Genomic DNA, 17,335 nt, shown 5'->3' on the forward strand with positions numbered 1-17,335 from the left:
CCCACCTCGCGCCTGTTCATTCAGTAGGAAAGACATGATGTCGGGCTATCGGGTCGTCGTCGTCGGTGCGACGGGCAATGTCGGTCGGGAAATTCTCAACATCCTCGTCGAGCGGCAATTTCCCTATGCGGAGATCGCCGCGGTCGCGAGCCCGCGTTCGACCGGCGACATCATCGACCTTGGCGATTCCGGCGAGGAACTGAAGGTCAGGAACATCGAGCATTTCGATTTCGAAGGCTGGGACATCGCGCTGTTCGCCGCCGGATCGGACGTGTCGAAGGTCTACGCGCCTATCGCTGCGGCGGCCGGCTGCACGGTGATCGACAACAGTTCGCTCTACCGCATGGACCCGGACGTTCCGCTGATCGTGCCCGAGGTGAACGCGGAGGCGATCGACGGATATCGGGCGAAGAACATCATCGCCAATCCCAATTGCTCGACCGCACAGATGGTCGTCGCGCTGAAGCCACTCCATGATCGCGCGCGGATCAAACGGGTCGTCGTCGCGACCTACCAGTCGGTATCCGGCGCCGGAAAATCCGGCATGGACGAGCTGTTTGAGCAGAGCCGCAATATCTTCGTCGGCGACGCCAACGAGCCAAAGAAATTCACCAAGCAGATCGCCTTCAACGTCATTCCGCACATCGACAGTTTCCTCGACGACGGGTCGACCAAGGAAGAATGGAAGATGGTGGTCGAGACCAAGAAGATCCTCGATCCCCGTATCAAGGTCACCGCAACCTGCGTGCGCGTGCCCGTCTTCGTCGGTCACAGCGAGGCGGTGAACATCGAGTTCGAGGACGAAATCTCCGCCGAGGAAGCTCAGGCCATCCTGCGCGAAAGCCCCGGAATCATGCTGATCGATAAGCGCGAGGACGGCGGCTATGTCACGCCGGTCGAATGCGTCGGCGACTATGCAACCTTCGTCAGCCGCGTGCGCGAAGACCCGACGGTCGACAACGGCCTTTCGATGTGGGTCGTCAGCGACAACCTCCGCAAGGGCGCCGCGCTGAACGCGGTCCAGATCGCGGAGTTGCTCGGGCGCCGCCACCTGCAGAAGGCGGCGTAATCGCGCTAGGCTGGGCGGACCATGGGGCGGAACTCACCGCCGCTTAGATCGTCCATCTACGGACCGTCCTCGGGAACGGCGAACAGGGGAGAAGGGTGATGCGATCGGCTTTTATTGCAGTGGCGGCGCTCTTTCTGCTGACGGGCTGTGAAGTGAGGAAGGCCGCAACCGACGCTCCGGTCGCCGCGGTCGATGAGAGCGAAGCCCAGAAGGCGGTGACCGCCGCCCACGCGGCGCTCGTCAGCGGCGACGCCCAGGCGGTGGCCAATCTGTACGCGCCGGGCGCGACCGTGTTCGATTCATCGCATAACGATCCGACGGCGGACCGGGCGCTGCAAACCCGATGGGCAGCGGATTTCGTCTTGATGAAGCCGGCCGATCTGGTGACCAAGCCCGTCATCCAGCCGATCGCCGACGACGCCTTCATCGCTTCCGGGATCATGGCCTTTACCGCCGATGTCGGGGGACAAAGGCGTCTGCTTCACGCCCGCTATTCCCAGCTGTTCCGCAAGCAGCCCGACGGCCGCTGGCTGATCGTGCACGAGCATATGTCGTCACCGCCCGAAGCGCAGCTGCCATGACCGCGATGCCGGGGGGCTGCGCCTGCGGCCGAGTGCGGTTCGAAGCCGACGTCGAGAGCGACGAGGCTTATTTGTGCCATTGCCGGATGTGTCAGCGGGCCAGCGGCAACGTGTCGCTGGCGATGCTGGGGATTGCCCAGGCCAAGGTTCGCTGGGACGGCGAGCCGGACTGGTACGACAGTTCGCCGATCGCGCATCGGCCATTCTGCTCGGTTTGCGGGACGACTCTAGGCTTCGCGTACAGGGACAGCGATAAGATGGACCTGACCGTCGCCGCGTTCGACGAGCCTTCGCGGTTCCGTCCCGTTCATCACTTCGGCGCGGAAAACATCCACGAATCGTGGATCAATACGTCCGACCTGCCGAGGATCCGCACCGACGAGCACAAGTCGCTCGTCAAGCGCTGGGTCGACGCGACCGGCGAGTTTCCGGGCTGAACGATGGAACCGTCTGTTCATCACTGGAACAGCTCTGATGGCCAGAGCCTGGCCTATCGTTCGTTGGGTGAAGGGATGCCGGTCGTCCTGCTCCACGGGCTATTTTCCGACAGCAACGTCAACTGGGTGAAGTTCGGCCACGCAGCCCTGTTGGCGAGCCGCGGGCGGCAGGTGATCATGCCAGACCTTCGCGCCCATGGACTGAGCGCCAAGCCGCACGACCCGGCCAATTACCCGCACGGCATCCTTGCCCGGGACCTGCGCGAGTTGATCGCGCATCTCAGTCTCGTCGACGGCGCGTACGATCTTGGCGGCTTCTCGCTGGGCGCGCGCACGACCGTGCAGGGGATCGGGGAGGGGCTGAAACCGCGCCGCGCCATCCTTGGCGGTTCCGGGCTGGAAGGCCTGATGGGATGGATCCACCGCAAGGACTTCTTCGTCGACGCGCTGCGCCTGTTCGACAGCGCGACGCGTGGCGACCCGCACTGGCTGTCGATCCAGTTCATGAAGACGATGAAGGTCGACCGGATTGCTGCCGCCGACCTGCTCGCGGTGTTCGAGAACGCCCAGGAGGAATGGCTGGACGCCTTCACCATGCCGACCGCCGTCGTCTGCGGGACGGAGGACGAGGACAATGGGTCGGCGGTGAAGCTGGCGGAACGGCTTCCGAATGCGACCTATTTCGCCGTTCCGGGAACGCACATGAGCAGCGTCACCAAGCCGGAGTTCGGCCAAGCCATCGCAGACTTCCTCGACGCGGCTTGACGCGCGGAGCGGGCGCTCGCACCCTTATCCGACGCGACAGAAGATCGTTCAAAGGTGAGGATTTCCATGCTTCGATATTTACCCGCCACCGCGTCACTGGTCGCGCTGGCGCTGACTGCCTGCGCAAGCGTTACAGGCTCGTCCGTCGCCGATGGTTCGACCGCCGTCTCGGCTGGCACCGCGGCATCACCAACTCCAGCCGACGCCGATGCGTTCGTGGCGGAGGCGGAGCGGCAGTTGGGCGAGCTCAATGTCGAAAATAACCGGGCAAGCTGGGTCAACCAGACCTACATTACCGACGAAACCGACGCTCTCGCCGCACGCTTCGACCGCGACTACACCGCGCTGGTCGTCAGGATGGCGACCGAAGCGTCGAAATACGACCGCCTGCCGGGCCTGGCGCCCGACACGGCCCGCAAACTCTATCTCCTGAAGAATGGCATCGCCAATTCGAGCGGCCTCGCTTCGCCAGCGGATCCCGCACTCGGCTCGGAGCTTTCGACCATCAAGGCTCGCCTGCAATCGACCTACGGCAAGGGGCGCGCGACGCTGAATGGCAAGGAGATCACTGGCGACAATGCCGAGGAAGCGATGCAGACGCTTCGCGACCCGGCCAAGCTGCAGGAAGTGTGGACCAGCTGGCACAACAATGTCGGCCGGCCGATGAAGGCCGACTACACGCGGATGGTCGAGCTCGCCAACCGGGGCGCCAAGGAAATCGGCTTTGCCGACACCGGGACGATGTGGCGCGCGGGCTACGACATGTCGCCGGAAGAGTTTTCGGCAATGTATGACCGGCTGTGGACCGAGGTCCGTCCGCTGTACGACCAGCTCCACTGCTATACCCGCACCAAGCTCAACCAGAAGTACGGCGCGTCGGTGCAGCCTGCGTCGGGCCCGATTCGCGCCGACCTTCTCGGAAATATGTGGGCGCAGGATTGGGGCAACATCTATGACATCGTCGCGCCGAAGGGAGCGGGCGACATCGGCTACAGCGTCACCGACCTGCTGGTCGCCAAGAAGACGACGCCCGAGCAGATGGTCCGCATCGGCGAGCGGTTCTACACTTCGCTAGGCCTGGCGCCACTGCCCGACACATTCTGGAAACGCAGCCAGATTACCCGCCCACGCGACCGCGAGGTGATCTGTCATGCGTCGGCGTGGAACATCGACAACAAGGATGACCTGCGCATCAAGATGTGCACCAAGGTCAACGACACCGACCTTGTCACCGTCCACCATGAACTCGGCCACAACTATTACCAGCGAGCCTACAACCAGCAGCCGTTCCTTTATCTGAACGGTGCCAACGATGGCTTCCACGAGGCGATTGGCGACTTCATCGCGCTGTCGGTGACGCCCGAATATCTGGCGCAGATCGACCTGCTCGACCGCCGCCGGATTCCGGACGCCAGCAAGGACACCGGCCTGCTGCTTCGCCAGGCGATGGACAAGGTTTCGTTCCTGCCGTTCGGCCTACTGGTCGATAAGTGGCGCTGGGGTGTGTTCGACGGCTCGATCACGCCGGCGGAGTATGAAAGCGCATGGGTCGAGCTGAAACGCCAGTATCAGGGCATCACGCCGCCGACCCCGCGCTCCGCGACCGATTTCGATCCGGGTGCCAAATATCACATCCCCGCGAACACTTCCTACGCGCGCTATTTCCTGGCGGCGCTTTTGCAGTTCCAATTCTACAAGGCGGCGTGCGATATGTCGGGCTGGCAGGGGCCCCTCCACCGCTGCAGCTTCTATGGCAACAAGCAGGTCGGCGCGAAGCTGAACCAGATGCTGGCGATGGGCGCATCGCGTCCGTGGCCGGACGCGCTGGAGGTCTTCACCGGCACTCGGGAAATTTCCGGCAAGCCGATGCTGGAATATTTCGCCCCGCTGCAGGCGTGGCTGGTCAGGCAGAACGCCGGGAAGCAATGCGGCTGGTAACAAAAAGGGGAGCGCGAACGCTCCCCTGATTGTTCGCGGCGGGCAGACTTAGTAAGCCAGCGCGCCCGCCTTGGTCTGCTGCTGGACAGTTTCGTCCATCGGATGCTCGGCCGCCGGCGTGCTGTCCTTCAGGGTCAGCGCTTCCTCGGACAATTGCTGTTGCGTTTTTGTGCCGGTGGCACGGCGCTTCATTGCCGAGATCTTCTCGCCCGCCTCGTTAAGGCCGTCCTTGATGCGGCCGGTCAGTTCGTCGGCGCTGTCGCTGAAGGAACGGTCCTTGCGCGAGAAGAAGAAGGCGCCCGCGGCGGCGGCGGCGACGGCGGTCACGGCGCCGGTGGCGATCGCCGCGCTGACATAGGGCCGTTCCTTGATCGTGCGGCCGGTGCGGCTCGCCAGCGAATCGTTGGTCTTGCGCGACCGGCTGCGGGTCGTCGTGCTGCTGCTGCTGCTGCTGCTGCGCGATCGTTTGGTGGTGGCCATGGGGAGACTCCTCACTTGTTACGAATACAGGTGAGGGCGGAACGCACGGCGGAAAGACCTGCTCCCCGCCATGCGCCGAAATGAGGCTTAAAGCTGGCCGAGCATGGTCTCCGCACTGGAGGCGGAGTATTCGCCGGGCGCTTCGACATTGATCTGCTCGACGACGCCGTCGTTGACGATCATCGAGTAGCGCTGGCTGCGCGTGCCCATGCCGAACTTGGATCCGTCCATGGTGAGGCCGAGCGCCTCGGCAAACTGGCCATTGCCGTCCGCCAGCATGGTGATGTCGTCCGAGCCCTGGTCCTTGTTCCAGGCGCCCATGACGAAGGCGTCGTTGACGCTGGTCGCGACGATCTCGTCGACGCCCTTGCCCTTGAGCTCGCCGGCCTTCTCGACATAGCTCGGCAGGTGCTTGGCAGAGCAGGTCGGCGTGTAGGCGCCCGGCACGGCGAACAGGGCGATGCGCTTGCCGGCGAAATAGTCTCCGGTCTTGACCGGGACCGGGCCATCGGCCGTGGCCAGCGACAGCTGCACGTCAGGAATCTTGTCACCGACCTTGATCGTCATCTTGAATCTCCTTTTTTCGGGTCGGCGCGAAATAGGTCCGTTCGTCGTGGCCCACAAGGATTGCGGGAGACGATCCGGCGGGTCATGCGTTCGCGTCGAGATGGATGACCCGCCTTTCCTGACCGGCAAATTACTGCTCGCCATGCCAGGCATGGGCGACCCGCGTTTCGACCATGCGGTCATTGCCATGTGCGCCCATGACGAAGACGGCGCGCTGGGAATTGGCATTGGCCATCATCGCAGCGGTATCCGGCTTCGCGCGCTGCTCAGCCAGCTTGGGCTCGATCCGGGCGAAGCTCCCGACCTTGCCATCCATCATGGCGGTCCGGTCGAACCCGGGAGGGGCTTCGTCCTACACAGCACCGATTGGGGCGGTCAGGACACGATCGGCGTGCCAGGGGTTGGCGCGCTGACGGGAACGATCGACGTCCTCAGGGCGATTGCGGAAGGGACTGGCCCCAGCCGCTACATCGTTGCGCTCGGCTACGCCGGCTGGGGCGAAGGCCAACTAGACGAAGAGATGACCCGGCATGGCTGGTTCGCCGTTCCCGCGAGCGAAACGCTTCTGTTCGACACCGATGCCGACGGCCGGTGGCAGGCGAGCTTCCAAGAGGCCGGAATCGATCCGCGCTTGCTGTCCAACGAGACCGGCATTGCGTGAAGGCGGCCTTTACCAGTCCCACTGAACTTTAAGCCATTAACGAAAAATATCGCGGATTTCCGAGCCTTACACCATTCTCTTAACCTTATGTCGCAACGTTCCGCCAACGTTCCGATGTGATCCTCAACTCCACAGGCCGCCACGGGCGGCGGCCGTTGTGGGAGTGGGGAAATGGACAAGACATTCGCCAAGGGGCTGCTGGTAGCTGCGGCATCGGCACTGACCTTCGCGCAGCCGGCTGAAGCGGCCATGAGCTGCTGGAACCCGCAAGCGGCCTCGGCTGTTGCCATCAAGGACCTTCAGTCGCGGCTGATGGTCGGCACGCTGATGTGCAACGCCATGGGCTACGACAGCTCGGCATCATACAACAAGTTCGTGCTGGCCAACCGGGCGGCGCTCAACCAGGCCAACCGGGACGTGAAGGCGCGATTTACGGCCGCCTACGGAAAGCGCTCGCTGAAGGAATACGACCGCTTCAACACGTCGCTGGCCAATGCCTACGGCGCCAAGCCGACCGATCGCGCCATTTGCGACGCCAACCAGCGCGCAGCCCGGGAAGCGACCGCGGCCAAGGGCAACAGCACCAAGCTGCTGGCTATCGCGGAAGACCTCGGCAGCGACGTGCGTCTGCCCGGCGGACGCTGCGGCCGGAACTTCGCTTCACGTTAAGACCCCACGGCAAGTTCCCCTTTCGCTTGCCGTTGAATCCGGCGGTACCTGCGGCTAATGGAGCCGCGCGTACCGCCGGATCTTTTTTCCTGGCGGCCCTATTTCCCGTTCAGGAGACGATCCGTGGCGACCACTGCCGACACCATGACCCGCGACTATTTGGTCAAGGACATCGCCCTTGCCGACTTCGGCCGCAAGGAAATCGACATTGCCGAGACCGAGATGCCGGGCCTGATGGCGCTGCGCCAGGAATATGGCGCGTCGCAACCGCTCAAGGGCGCGCGCATCACCGGTTCGCTGCACATGACGATCCAGACCGCGGTGCTGATCGAGACACTGACCGCGCTGGGCGCCGAGGTCCGTTGGGCGTCGTGCAACATTTTCTCGACCCAGGACCACGCTGCCGCCGCGATCGCCGCGTCGGGCGTGCCGGTGTTCGCGGTGAAGGGCGAGACGCTGGAGGAATATTGGGACTATGTCGTCCGCATCTTCGACTGGGGCCAGGACACCACCGCCAACATGATCCTGGACGATGGCGGCGACGCCACCATGTTCGCGTTGTGGGGCGCGCGGGTCGAGGCGGGCGAGACGCTGTTCACGCCGACCAACGAAGAAGAGGAAATCTTCGCCGCGACCCTGAAGCGTTTCCTGTCGGAGCGTCCCGGCTACCTCACCAAGACGGTCGAGACGATCAAGGGCGTGTCCGAAGAGACGACCACCGGCGTTCACCGCCTCTACGAACTGGCCAAGCAGGGCAAGCTCCCGTTCCCGGCGATCAACGTCAACGACAGCGTGACCAAGTCGAAGTTCGACAATCTCTACGGCTGCAAGGAAAGCCTGGTCGATGCGATCCGCCGCGGTACCGACGTGATGCTGGCCGGCAAGGTCGCCGCGGTCGCCGGCTTCGGCGACGTCGGCAAGGGCTCGGCTGCTTCGCTCCGCAACGGCGGCGCCCGCGTGCTGGTCACCGAAATCGATCCCATCTGCGCGCTGCAGGCGGCAATGGAAGGCTATGAGGTCGTGACGATGGAAGAGGCGGCCAAGCGCGCCGACATCTTCGTCACCGCCACCGGCAACGCCGACGTCATCACGCTGGACCATATGCGCGAGATGAAGGACATGGCGATCGTCTGCAACATCGGCCACTTCGACAGCGAGATCCAGATCGGCGCGCTGTCGAACATGAAGTGGGACGAGATCAAGCCGCAGGTCGATGAGGTCACCTTCCCCGACGGCAAGCGCCTGATCATCCTGTCGAAGGGCCGCCTGGTGAACCTCGGCAACGCGACCGGCCACCCGAGCTTCGTGATGTCGGCCAGCTTCACCAACCAGACGCTGGCGCAGATCGAGCTGTGGACCAAGTCGGACCAGTACAAGAACGAGGTCTACGTCTTGCCCAAGCACCTCGACGAGAAGGTCGCGGCGCTGCACCTCGACAAGCTGGGCGTGAAGCTGACCAAGCTGACCGACAAGCAGGCGAGCTACATCGGCGTGCCGACCGAAGGTCCGTTCAAGCCGGACCATTACCGCTACTAAGCGTTAGCGTGCTGGTTGGGGTCCGGGGCGAAAGGTCGCTCCCGGATCCAGCGGCTGGCAAGCAGCTTCGTGCCCTTCGTCACGGGGCAGCCGCGATGCGCGGTTCGCTTGTCGGGCCGTCCTTCGTCGTCGACATTGCGGAAGATGAGGGCGGTGCCGGTCTGGCCACGAACGAAGGCGCCGCTCACGAACTGCGTTTCGCCGCCTTCATAGCCGTCGTTGAGATAGACCAGCGCGGTCCACACCCGCTGGTTGTCGAGGCTGGGGATGGCATCGATGTGCGGCTTATATTCCTGCCCCGGCTGGTAACGCAGGACCTGCAGCGGTTCGCCTTGATATACGTTCGTTTCCGTGGCGGCCGCCAGGCGCCGGTTGATGGCCTGGATGACGAGGCTTTCGAGAGGGGGTGTCATCACCGCAGTCTCGGACGTCCGGATGGGGTTGCGGATCGCCTTGCCCGATAGATTATCCACCACCGTCGCAGGTTGAAGATAGGGACCCGCCGCAACCGCGAGATAAGCACATTCGCCCTTGGTCAGCAGGCCGGGGACGAGCCGGATATTGGGCGAGGCGCTGAGCAGCTGGTCCATGGCGATCTCGGTCGGATTGCCGTTTTCGTCGAGGTCCATCTGTTCGATCAGGTCAAGTTCGAAGGCCGCGCGTTCATCGGTTGCCGATCGTTGCCGAAGCCTGTCCACCGCCGCCGCCCAGTCGCGTGATCCTCCGGTCCCGTTGCCAAGAAAATTGGTGAGGATGGTGTCGGCCTGGGGACTACCGGCGTCGGCCGCCCGACCGAAGAGGTCCCGGGCATGGGCACGATCCTGCGCGACCCACCGACCGCTGTCGAACCACACGCCAAGCTCGAACAGGTCGTCGGCGTCGCCGTGCTCAAGCATGCCGATCGCGTCTTGCAGGTGGCCGGCGTCGGCCAATCGATTTGCCCGTTCGGCGAGCGATGATCCCGATGTCATTGCGTGGGTATGGGACAGCGCGGCGAATGCCTCAACCCGCGCGGGCTTTCCTTCCCCGGTGCGACCCTTATGAGAGAGGGATGAACCGGGGCGTATCGATAGTGTGACGATGGGGCCGAACCTCGCTTCCGCCATTATCGTGATCGCCGCCCTGTGGGTGGCTATCGCCGCGTTCCTGTCGGTCCTCGCCGTCCGACGGATACGGCAGGCGCAGGGCCTGATCTCCGCCGCACAGGACTTCCGGTCGCTGCTGGAAGCAGCGCCTGCGCGACCGCTCGTCGTTTTCCCGGATGGCAAGATCGAGGCTGACCGCCAGTTGCTCAGGGACATTGGCCTGGAAGAAACGCCTAAACGCTTCGTCGAACTCGCTCGCGGCGATCATGGCCTCGTCGCCGAAGACGTCGCGGCGCTCGAGACTGAAATCACCAATGCATCGCTTGGCGGCAAAGCCTTCCGGCGTCAGGTGCGGGTCGCCGGATCAAGCCGTGCGATCGAGGTTCGTGGCGGCCCCGCTGCCTCGTCCGCGGTGCCGGGAACGATGCTGTTGTGGCTGTCGGATGTGTCCGGGGCGGAGGCGGAGCGCGCGACGCTGGCGCGCCGGCTGGACCAGACGGAGGGCGCGCTGGATGCCCTTACGCACCTGATCGAGGCCGCACCATTTCCGATGTGGTATCGCGGTCCCGACCTGAGCCTGGGCCTGGTCAATTCGGCGTTCGTGTCCGCAGTGCAGGCGCGTGACGCGGCGGAGGTCATTGCCGAAGGCAGCGAGCTCATCGAACCGCGCGCGGAGGAGGATGCGCAGGCCGGGGCGGCGCGAGCGCTGGCGACGGGTCGGCCGTATTCGCGGACCCTGCCGGCGACGATCGGCGACAAGCGGCGGATGCTTCGGCTGGTCGACGTGCCCTTGCCGACCGGAGCCGTGGCCGGTTTCGCGATCGATATCCAAGACCTGGAGGATGCCCGGATCGAGCTCGCCCGGACGATCGAATCCCAGCGCGAACTGGCGGACCGGATGACGGCGGGCACGGTCCAGTTCGATGCGGACCGGAATCTCGACTTCTTCAACCAGCCGTTCGCCATCATGGCGCGGCTGGAGCCCGAGTGGCTCGCCGAGCGCCCCGAATTCGACCGTGTCCTGGAACGGATGCGGGAAAGTCACCGCCTGCCGGAGGTGCGCGACTTCCCGGCGTGGAAGGCCGAGCGGCGGGACTGGTTCATCAGCGCCGACGAGATGATCGAAGAGGACTGGATCCTCGCGAACGGTGATCACCTTCGAGTGGTGGCGCAGCCGATGCCCGACGGCGGCCTGCGGCTGATCCTTGAGGACAGGACGGAGCAGGTTCGACTGGCGTCGGCGCGCGATACCCTGCTTCGTGTGCGCGCGGCGACCTTCGACAATCTGTTCGAAGTGATTAGCGTCTTCGCATCCGACGGGCGGCTGTATTTGTGGAATCGCCGCTTTTCCGAGGTCTGGAACCTCGACGAGACCTGGCTTGGCGAGCATCCGCGCGTCGACGAGCTGGTTCCGGCGCTTGCCAAGCAACTCGTCAACCCCACTGCAGCGGCGCAAGTTCGCGAGATGGTGCGTGCAACGACCAGCAACCGCACGTCGGGAAATGGCCGGGTGACGATGAACGATGGTCGCCAGTTCGAGTTTGCGGCAGTGCCGCTGCCCGATGGCAATGCCCTTTTCACGATGATCGACATCACCGATTCGTCGCGCATCGAATCGGCCCTTCGCGAACGGGCCACGGCGCTGGAAGAGGCGGATCGGGTGAAGACCGGTTTCGTCGCGAACATGAGCTACGAACTGCGCACACCACTAACCTCGATCGGCGGTTTCGCGGAGATGCTGCAGGCGGGTTATGCCGGGAAGCTGGCGCCCGCCGCCGCCGACTATGTCGACGCCATCCTCGAATCCGTGGCGCGTTTGTCGAAGATGATCGATGATGTTCTTGACCTGACACAAGGCGATACGCGCGGCGTGGTCCTGGAAAAGGAACGGGTCGACATGGCTGGCCTGTGCCGCGCCACCGGCGAAGCGATCCGGCCGCGGGCGATCGAAAAATCGATGAAATTCGATGTCGAGGTCGCCCCGTCGACAGGCTACGTCGTCGGCGATGCGCGGCGATTGCGTGAATCCGTCGAACATCTGCTCCGCAATGCGATCGCCTACACCGATGCCGGCGGCCGGGTGGCGCTGCGCGTGTCAGGCAGCGACGATGAAGTGATGGTCAGCGTTGCCGACAACGGTCCGGGGATCGCGCCCGAAGACCATGCCCAGGTGTTTGACCGCTTCCATCGCGTCGGCGGCGCCGGTCGTGGCGGCGATGCGGCGCTGGGCCTTGGCCTTCCGCTCACCCGCCAGTTTGTCGAGGCGCACGGCGGTCGCGTCGAGCTCATGTCCGCATTGGGCAAGGGGACGACGGTCAGCTTCACGATCCCCCGAGGGCCCGCTTGATTCTCGCCGATGAAGACAAAACTCGAGCCGCCGGCGGTGCTTTGGCCAGTCGGCTGCAGGCTGGCGACATCGTCACGCTCGAGGGGCCTCTCGGGATCGGCAAGACGACCTTTGTCCGCGGGCTGCTGGAGGCGCTTGGGCATCGCGGAGAAGTGCCAAGTCCAAGCTTCGCCATCGTGCAGCCATACGAAGAACTGGACCCGCCGGTCTGGCACGCCGACCTTTATCGCATCGACGACCCTGCAGAATTGGATGAGCTCGGATTGGAATCGATCCTCGAGAACGGCGTCCTGCTGGTCGAATGGCCGTCCCATGCCGGCGAGGGGTTCTTTGTCGATGCACTCGCCCTGTCGCTGGAGCCGCTTCCGGACGGCGCGCGGCGCTTGACAGCGCGGGTACCCTCGTCATGGCAGGGCCGATGGCCGTTTCCATGATCCCGCCCGCGTCCGCGCCCGAATTCCTCGCCGCCAATGGCTGGGCGGGTGCACGCATCGAACCCCTTGCCGGGGACGCGAGCTTTCGCCGCTACTTCCGGGTAATCGACGATGCTGGCGGTCGCCACGCCGTGCTGATGGACGCGCCACCGGAGCATGAAGACGTCAGGCCGTTCCTCGCCATCGCCGATCATCTGATCGAGCACGGGATGAGGGCGCCGAGGCCGTTGGCACGAGATCTGGAACGCGGCCTGTTGTTGCTTGAGGACTTCGGCGATCGCCGCGTCAATCCGGTCCTTGCGGCCGAGCCCGCTCGGGAATGCGCCATCTATGAGCAGGCCGTCGACACGCTGGTCGCGCTTCACCGCCAGCCCGTTCCCGATGTCCCGCCGTACGACGAGGCCGCCTTGCTTCGCGAAGCGCGGCTGTTCCCCGAATGGTACGCGCCTGCTCTCAACCTCAACGTCGACGAGGAGAGCTACCAGTCTTCGTGGGAAGCTGCTTGGGCGGGGGTCCTCGATCGTACGACGGCAGCGCCGGTGCTGGTCCTTCGCGATTATCACGCTGACAATCTGATGTTGCTCGACGATGGTGGGCTCGGGCTCCTCGATTTCCAGGACGCGTTGGCCGGACATCGCGCATACGACCTGGTTTCCCTGTTGCAGGATGCTCGCCGCGACGTTTCTCCGGAGCTCGAACGGGCCATGATCGAGCGATATGTCACGAGCGCGGGCATCGACGACGTCGACATCTTTCTCGCCGATTATGCCGTAATCGGGGCGCAGCGGCACGCCAAGGTCCTCGGTATCTTCACCCGCCTGTGGAAACGCGACGGCAAAGCGCATTACCTCCCGTTCCAGCCCCGGAATTGGGAGATGATGGAGCGTTGTCTCGCGCATCCAGCGCTGGGGGCGTCCGCAACTGGTTTGATGCGAACGTGCCCGCCGAGGCCCGCGCTGACGCGTTCCGCGACGCCGCATGAACCGGGTGCCGCGAACGGCCATGGTGATGGCGGCCGGACTCGGCAAGCGAATGCGGCCGCTCACCGATCATCGGCCGAAACCTCTGGTGCCGCTCGCCGGAAAGCCACTGATCGATCATGTGCTCGACCGGCTTCGCGCGGCCGGGGTCGCGAAGATCGTCGTCAACGTCCATTATTTCCCCGAGCAGGTCGAGCGCCATCTGGCGGCCCATGCGTCCGGGTTCGACGTGGCGATCAGCGACGAACGCGACGAACTCCTCGAGACAGGGGGAGGCATGGTTCGCGCGTTGCCGTTGATCGACGGCGATCCGTTCCTCGCTGTCAACAGCGACAATTTCTGGACCGACGGGGAGGGCGACACGCTGCGCAAGCTCGCCGCGGCCTGGGACGAGAAGGCGATGGACGCCCTGTTGCTCGTGATCCCGCGCGATCGTGCCGGGAATCATGCGGGACGGGGCGACTTCAATCTGGACGATGGTGGTAGGCTCCATCGACGGCCGCAGGAGGATCCGTTCGACTATCTCTACACCGGGATCCAGATCGTTTCGAAGCGGCTTTTGCGTGACGCCCCGGACGGTCCGTTTTCGACCAACATCCTGTGGGATCGCGCGATTGCCGAGGGCCGCCTCCATGGCATGGTCCATGACGGCCGGTGGTTCGACGTCGGGACCCCGGCATCGATCACCGCGACCGAGGAAGCGATCGCACATGGGTGAGGCCGTCTCGCCCGCCGTCTTTACCATCCCTGCCCACCGCAGCTTCGCCGACGCCCTTGTCGCCGGGCTGCTTCGCCGACACGGTGATGATCCGCTCGCCCTGGCGCGGGGCAGGTTACTGCTCCCCAATAATCGCGCCGTCCGTAGCATCACGGAGGCGTTCGTCCGTGCAAGCGGCGCCGGCCTGGTCCTGCCGCGCCTGATCGCGATCGGCGACCCGGACCTCGACGAACGTGTCGGGGAAGCGCTCGATCCGCTCGACCTTGCACAGCCGGTGCCCCGGCGATCGATCCGCTCGAGCGGCAATTGCTTCTGGCATCACTTGTCCGCCAGGATGGCGAGGGCACGGCAGAAGCGATGCGCCTTGCCGCCAATCTTGGTCGTGCGCTCGACGCGCTGACCATCGAGGAAGTCGATCCGTCCCGTCTGCGGCGCATTATTCCGGAAGCGGCGAGCCTGGCGGAGCACTGGCAGCAGGGGCTGGCCCGCTTCGATGCGCTGGCCGAACAATGGCCACGAACACTGTCCGGGCGAGGCGAGGTAGATCTTGCTACGCGCCGGGGGATCTTGTTGCGTCGAATGGCGGAACGCTGGCGCCGGCAGCCGCCCACTGGCTTCACCATCGCGGCCGGCATCACGACCGCCGCTCCGGCCGTGGCGGCATTGCTGGCGTCGGTTGCGCGGATGCAGGACGGCGCGGTCGTCCTTCCCGCGCTGTCGCTCCGGGACTCGATGCCGGATGCGGAGTGGGAGATGCTCGGCCCCGATGAGGACGGAAGAGGCGAGGAACGCCACCCGCAATTTCACCTGAAGCTATTGCTCGACCGGATCGGCGTTGCTCGCGACGAGGTCCGGATGTGGCATGGTGGCGGCCGGGCGGCGTCTCCGGCAGTCCGGGGTCGCGCGGTTGCTCACGCCATGACGGCGGCGGAGTTTTCCGACAAGTGGAGCAGTCTGCCTCTGCGTGAGCGCAGGCTGACGGGCATCCGCTGTGTCGAGCTGGCGGATCCGGCGAGCGAATCGCAGGCCATCGCCATCTCTCTTCGCGAGGCCATCGAAATACCCGGCCAGACGGCGGCGCTGGTGACCCCCGACCGTGGCTTGGCGGCTCGCGTTTCTGCCCACCTGACGCGGTGGGGCATCAGCGCTGACGACAGCGCGGGGCAGCCGCTGTCGCAAACGCCCGCCGGAACATTCCTTCTGGCCATGTGCGATGCGGTCGAACAACAGTTGGCGCCGGTTGCATTGCTGGCGCTGCTCAAGCATCCACTGATCGGCGGGGAAGGCGACGACCGCCGCCAATGGCTCGACCGCGTCCGCTCGCTGGACCTTGCCCTTCGCGGCCCGCGGCCTCCGGCCGGTATGGCCGGTCTCGACGGAAAGATCGACCAGATCCTGAAAGCCGCGCTCCGGCGGATCCTGACGGCCTTTGGAACTCCGGGCGATCTGGCCGCGCTGGCGGAGTCGGTTCGGGCCGCGGCAATGGCAGCGGGAGACTCTGTCTGGCGGGGGCCGGCGGGCCGTTCCGCCAGCGATCTCCTGGAGAAGCTGGAACAATCGACCGCTGCACGCGCGCTGCACATCGAGCCCGGGGAATGGACGGCCATCCTTCGTCACTTGCTTGACGGTGTCGCTGTTCGCCGCCCGTTCGGCGGTCATCCGCGCATCGCCATCTGGGGCCTGCTCGAAGCGCGTTTGCAGCACGCCGATTTTCTTGTCCTTGGCGGACTGAATGAGGGGGTCTGGCCGGCCGTGCCCACCCCGGATCCATGGCTGGCACCGGCCATCCGCCGCTTGCTCGGGATTGGCGGGCTCGAGACGCGGATCGGACTCGCCGCGCATGATTTCGCCTCGGCGCTGGGTGCGCCGCGGGTGCTGCTGACGCGGGCGAAGCGCGATGGACGTTCACCGACCGTCGCGTCGCGGTTCTGGCGGCGGCTGCAGGCGATGACCGGCGGCCTCACGCGCGACATTCGGCTGGAACGTCTGGCAAGATCGGTCGATGCCGCGGGCGTGCCGGTGCCCGCGGCGCCGCCGATGCCGCGCCCCAAGATCGATCAGCGGCCCAAGGAAATCGCGGTAACCGACCTCGACCGGCTGAATGCGGACCCGTTCGCTTTCTACGCTCGGGCGATTCTCAAGCTCTACGTCAAGGAGCCGGTCGACGCGGACCAGACCGCGGCGTGGAAGGGAACCGCCGTCCATGACGTCTTCCAGAAGTGGTACGACGACGATGGCTGCGATCCTGCGAAGCTTGTGCCGCGCGCCGAAGCGCTACTGGGCGACGAAAACATTCACCCGATGCTCCGGGCGCTGTGGGCTCCGCGCCTGCTGGAAGCGATTGGCTGGGCAGCCCGCGAGATGGCTGACGACCTTGACGGCGGACGCCGACCGATCGCCGCCGAACTAGCGGGCCAGGCCGAGGTCGCGGGCGTCACGCTGAAGGGGCGCGTGGACCGGATCGATGCGCTCCCCGACGGGCGCATCGCGATCGTGGATTACAAGACCGGCAAGGCCCCCAGCCAGAAGGCGGTCGACGAGGGCTTCGCGCTCCAACTCGGTCTCTTGTCGTTGATCGCGGAAGCCGGCGGCTTTGAAGGCATCTGCGGCCAGACCGGTGCGCACGAATATTGGTCGCTGGCGAAGGATGGAGATTCGTTTGGCAAGCGAGTCGCAGCGGACAAGCAGGTCGGGCCGGAGGATTTCGTCCGCCGCGCGCTTGTGAACTTCAAACGCGCCGTTGACGATTATCTGCTCGGCGACAAACCGTTCGAAGCCAAGCTGAACCCCGCCTATGCGCCCTATGGCGACTACGATCAGTTGATGCGGCTTGAGGAGTGGTACGGCCGCGAACGGTCGGCCTAGCTGGCGTTGCTGCCCCGCTTGGGTTTCTTGACCTTCGACGCATAAAGCAACGCCGCGACGATTGCTGCCGAGCCAACCCCGACCGCGACTCCCGCCTTGACCAGCTTGGTCCGCCGTTCGTCGTCCGCGTCGTCGCTCATGCCTCACTCCTTACCTGATCGCGACGATGGTCTAGGCGAGAGGGCTGCACTTGGGAAGCGGCG

The 17,335-nt window shown here is 64.9% G+C and carries 17 protein-coding genes and 1 pseudogene; 14 read left to right on the forward strand and 4 right to left on the reverse strand.

Going from position 1 to position 17,335, the window contains the following annotated elements:
* Window positions 1-37: 37 nt before the first annotated feature.
* From H9L12_RS04435 to H9L12_RS04455, 5 genes are all read left to right on the forward strand, one after another.
* Window positions 38-1,069, forward strand: a complete 1,032-nt coding sequence (locus H9L12_RS04435; RefSeq protein WP_187542785.1) for an aspartate-semialdehyde dehydrogenase — start codon at window positions 38-40, stop codon at window positions 1,067-1,069.
* A gap of 152 nt (window positions 1,070-1,221) precedes the next feature.
* Window positions 1,222-1,650: a DUF4440 domain-containing protein gene (locus H9L12_RS04440; RefSeq protein WP_187542786.1), complete on the forward strand. Its 429-nt coding sequence runs from the start codon at window positions 1,222-1,224 to the stop codon at window positions 1,648-1,650.
* On the forward strand, window positions 1,647-2,087 hold the full coding sequence (locus H9L12_RS04445) for a GFA family protein (protein WP_187542787.1): 441 nt from the start codon (window positions 1,647-1,649) through the stop codon (window positions 2,085-2,087). The genes H9L12_RS04440 and H9L12_RS04445 overlap by 4 nt, the downstream gene beginning before the upstream one ends.
* Before the next feature lie 3 nt (window positions 2,088-2,090).
* The gene (locus H9L12_RS04450; protein ID WP_187542788.1) at window positions 2,091-2,852 is read left to right on the forward strand and encodes an alpha/beta fold hydrolase; all 762 of its coding nucleotides are present in this window, start codon (window positions 2,091-2,093) and stop codon (window positions 2,850-2,852) included.
* 66 nt (window positions 2,853-2,918) lie between these two features.
* On the forward strand, window positions 2,919-4,790 hold the full coding sequence (locus H9L12_RS04455) for a M2 family metallopeptidase (protein WP_187542789.1): 1,872 nt from the start codon (window positions 2,919-2,921) through the stop codon (window positions 4,788-4,790).
* A 48-nt stretch (window positions 4,791-4,838) separates the two neighbouring features.
* Here the strand turns inward: H9L12_RS04455 and H9L12_RS04460 are convergent, their stop codons facing one another.
* Both H9L12_RS04460 and H9L12_RS04465 read right to left on the reverse strand, forming a co-directional pair.
* Entirely contained in the window at window positions 4,839-5,270 is a 432-nt protein-coding gene (locus tag H9L12_RS04460; RefSeq protein WP_187542790.1) for a hypothetical protein, read from the reverse strand.
* Between the two features lie 87 nt (window positions 5,271-5,357).
* The gene (locus tag H9L12_RS04465; protein ID WP_187542791.1) at window positions 5,358-5,837 is read right to left on the reverse strand and encodes a peroxiredoxin; all 480 of its coding nucleotides are present in this window, start codon (window positions 5,835-5,837) and stop codon (window positions 5,358-5,360) included.
* A gap of 100 nt (window positions 5,838-5,937) precedes the next feature.
* On the opposite strand from H9L12_RS04465, the gene H9L12_RS04470 reads away from it, so the two are divergent.
* The 3 genes from H9L12_RS04470 to ahcY all read left to right on the forward strand — a co-directional run bounded on the left by H9L12_RS04470 (window position 5,938) and on the right by ahcY (window position 8,703).
* Window positions 5,938-6,498: a YqgE/AlgH family protein gene (locus H9L12_RS04470; protein ID WP_187542792.1), complete on the forward strand. Its 561-nt coding sequence runs from the start codon at window positions 5,938-5,940 to the stop codon at window positions 6,496-6,498.
* A gap of 171 nt (window positions 6,499-6,669) precedes the next feature.
* Window positions 6,670-7,167 (forward strand): hypothetical protein, encoded by a 498-nt coding sequence (locus H9L12_RS04475; protein WP_187542793.1) that lies wholly within the window; start codon window positions 6,670-6,672, stop codon window positions 7,165-7,167.
* Between the two features lie 144 nt (window positions 7,168-7,311).
* Entirely contained in the window at window positions 7,312-8,703 is a 1,392-nt protein-coding gene (gene ahcY, locus H9L12_RS04480) for an adenosylhomocysteinase (RefSeq protein ID WP_425506814.1), read from the forward strand.
* Here the strand turns inward: ahcY and H9L12_RS04485 are convergent.
* On the reverse strand, window positions 8,700-9,635 hold the full coding sequence (locus tag H9L12_RS04485; RefSeq protein WP_187542795.1) for a prolyl hydroxylase family protein: 936 nt from the start codon (window positions 9,633-9,635) through the stop codon (window positions 8,700-8,702). The two genes, ahcY and H9L12_RS04485, sit on opposite strands and share 4 nt — an antisense overlap.
* A gap of 148 nt (window positions 9,636-9,783) precedes the next feature.
* On the opposite strand from H9L12_RS04485, the gene H9L12_RS04490 reads away from it, so the two are divergent.
* From H9L12_RS04490 to H9L12_RS04510, 6 genes and pseudogenes are all read left to right on the forward strand, one after another.
* Window positions 9,784-12,135 carry a sensor histidine kinase gene (locus H9L12_RS04490; RefSeq protein ID WP_246450604.1) on the forward strand — a complete coding sequence of 784 codons (2,352 nt, stop codon included), beginning with the start codon at window positions 9,784-9,786 and terminating at the stop codon, window positions 12,133-12,135.
* 41 nt (window positions 12,136-12,176) lie between these two features.
* On the forward strand, window positions 12,177-12,569 hold the full coding sequence (gene tsaE, locus H9L12_RS04495) for a tRNA (adenosine(37)-N6)-threonylcarbamoyltransferase complex ATPase subunit type 1 TsaE (RefSeq protein ID WP_343060487.1): 393 nt from the start codon (window positions 12,177-12,179) through the stop codon (window positions 12,567-12,569).
* Window positions 12,566-13,551 (forward strand): annotated as a pseudogene (locus tag H9L12_RS04500) (aminoglycoside phosphotransferase family protein). Before tsaE ends, H9L12_RS04500 begins: the two are co-directional and overlap by 4 nt.
* A 26-nt stretch (window positions 13,552-13,577) precedes the next feature.
* Window positions 13,578-14,267, forward strand: a complete 690-nt coding sequence (locus H9L12_RS04505) for a nucleotidyltransferase family protein (RefSeq protein ID WP_246450607.1) — start codon at window positions 13,578-13,580, stop codon at window positions 14,265-14,267.
* A complete protein-coding gene (locus tag H9L12_RS14075; RefSeq protein ID WP_343060488.1) occupies window positions 14,260-14,667 on the forward strand; it encodes a hypothetical protein in 408 nt (135 codons plus the stop codon). The genes H9L12_RS04505 and H9L12_RS14075 overlap by 8 nt, the downstream gene beginning before the upstream one ends.
* Entirely contained in the window at window positions 14,625-17,132 is a 2,508-nt protein-coding gene (locus H9L12_RS04510; RefSeq protein ID WP_343060490.1) for a PD-(D/E)XK nuclease family protein, read from the forward strand. Before H9L12_RS14075 ends, H9L12_RS04510 begins: the two co-directional genes overlap by 43 nt.
* Here H9L12_RS04510 and H9L12_RS04515 read toward each other — a convergent pair.
* Entirely contained in the window at window positions 17,129-17,272 is a 144-nt protein-coding gene (locus H9L12_RS04515) for a hypothetical protein (protein WP_246450609.1), read from the reverse strand. The genes H9L12_RS04510 and H9L12_RS04515 overlap by 4 nt on opposite strands.
* Window positions 17,273-17,335 lie beyond the last annotated feature (63 nt).

Source organism: Sphingomonas rhizophila, from assembly GCF_014396585.1.
GTDB classification, from domain to species: domain Bacteria; phylum Pseudomonadota; class Alphaproteobacteria; order Sphingomonadales; family Sphingomonadaceae; genus Sphingomicrobium; species Sphingomicrobium rhizophilum.

Excerpts from the sequence above, each read along its gene's own strand:
- H9L12_RS04445 (WP_187542787.1), top strand. The coding sequence starts at position 1,647 with ATGACCGCGATGCCGGGGGGCTGCGCCTGCGGCCGAGTGCGGTTCGAA.
- H9L12_RS04465 (WP_187542791.1), bottom strand. The coding sequence starts at position 5,837 with ATGACGATCAAGGTCGGTGACAAGATTCCTGACGTGCAGCTGTCGCTG.
- H9L12_RS04435 (WP_187542785.1), top strand. The coding sequence starts at position 38 with ATGTCGGGCTATCGGGTCGTCGTCGTCGGTGCGACGGGCAATGTCGGT.
- H9L12_RS14075 (WP_343060488.1), top strand. The coding sequence starts at position 14,260 with ATGGGTGAGGCCGTCTCGCCCGCCGTCTTTACCATCCCTGCCCACCGC.
- H9L12_RS04455 (WP_187542789.1), top strand. The coding sequence starts at position 2,919 with ATGCTTCGATATTTACCCGCCACCGCGTCACTGGTCGCGCTGGCGCTG.
- H9L12_RS04450 (WP_187542788.1), top strand. The coding sequence starts at position 2,091 with ATGGAACCGTCTGTTCATCACTGGAACAGCTCTGATGGCCAGAGCCTG.
- H9L12_RS04510 (WP_343060490.1), top strand. The coding sequence starts at position 14,625 with ATGCGCCTTGCCGCCAATCTTGGTCGTGCGCTCGACGCGCTGACCATC.
- H9L12_RS04515 (WP_246450609.1), bottom strand. The coding sequence starts at position 17,272 with ATGAGCGACGACGCGGACGACGAACGGCGGACCAAGCTGGTCAAGGCG.
- H9L12_RS04460 (WP_187542790.1), bottom strand. The coding sequence starts at position 5,270 with ATGGCCACCACCAAACGATCGCGCAGCAGCAGCAGCAGCAGCAGCACG.
- H9L12_RS04470 (WP_187542792.1), top strand. The coding sequence starts at position 5,938 with ATGGATGACCCGCCTTTCCTGACCGGCAAATTACTGCTCGCCATGCCA.
- ahcY (WP_425506814.1), top strand. The coding sequence starts at position 7,312 with ATGACCCGCGACTATTTGGTCAAGGACATCGCCCTTGCCGACTTCGGC.
- H9L12_RS04505 (WP_246450607.1), top strand. The coding sequence starts at position 13,578 with ATGGCGGCCGGACTCGGCAAGCGAATGCGGCCGCTCACCGATCATCGG.
- H9L12_RS04490 (WP_246450604.1), top strand. The coding sequence starts at position 9,784 with ATGGGGCCGAACCTCGCTTCCGCCATTATCGTGATCGCCGCCCTGTGG.
- H9L12_RS04475 (WP_187542793.1), top strand. The coding sequence starts at position 6,670 with ATGGACAAGACATTCGCCAAGGGGCTGCTGGTAGCTGCGGCATCGGCA.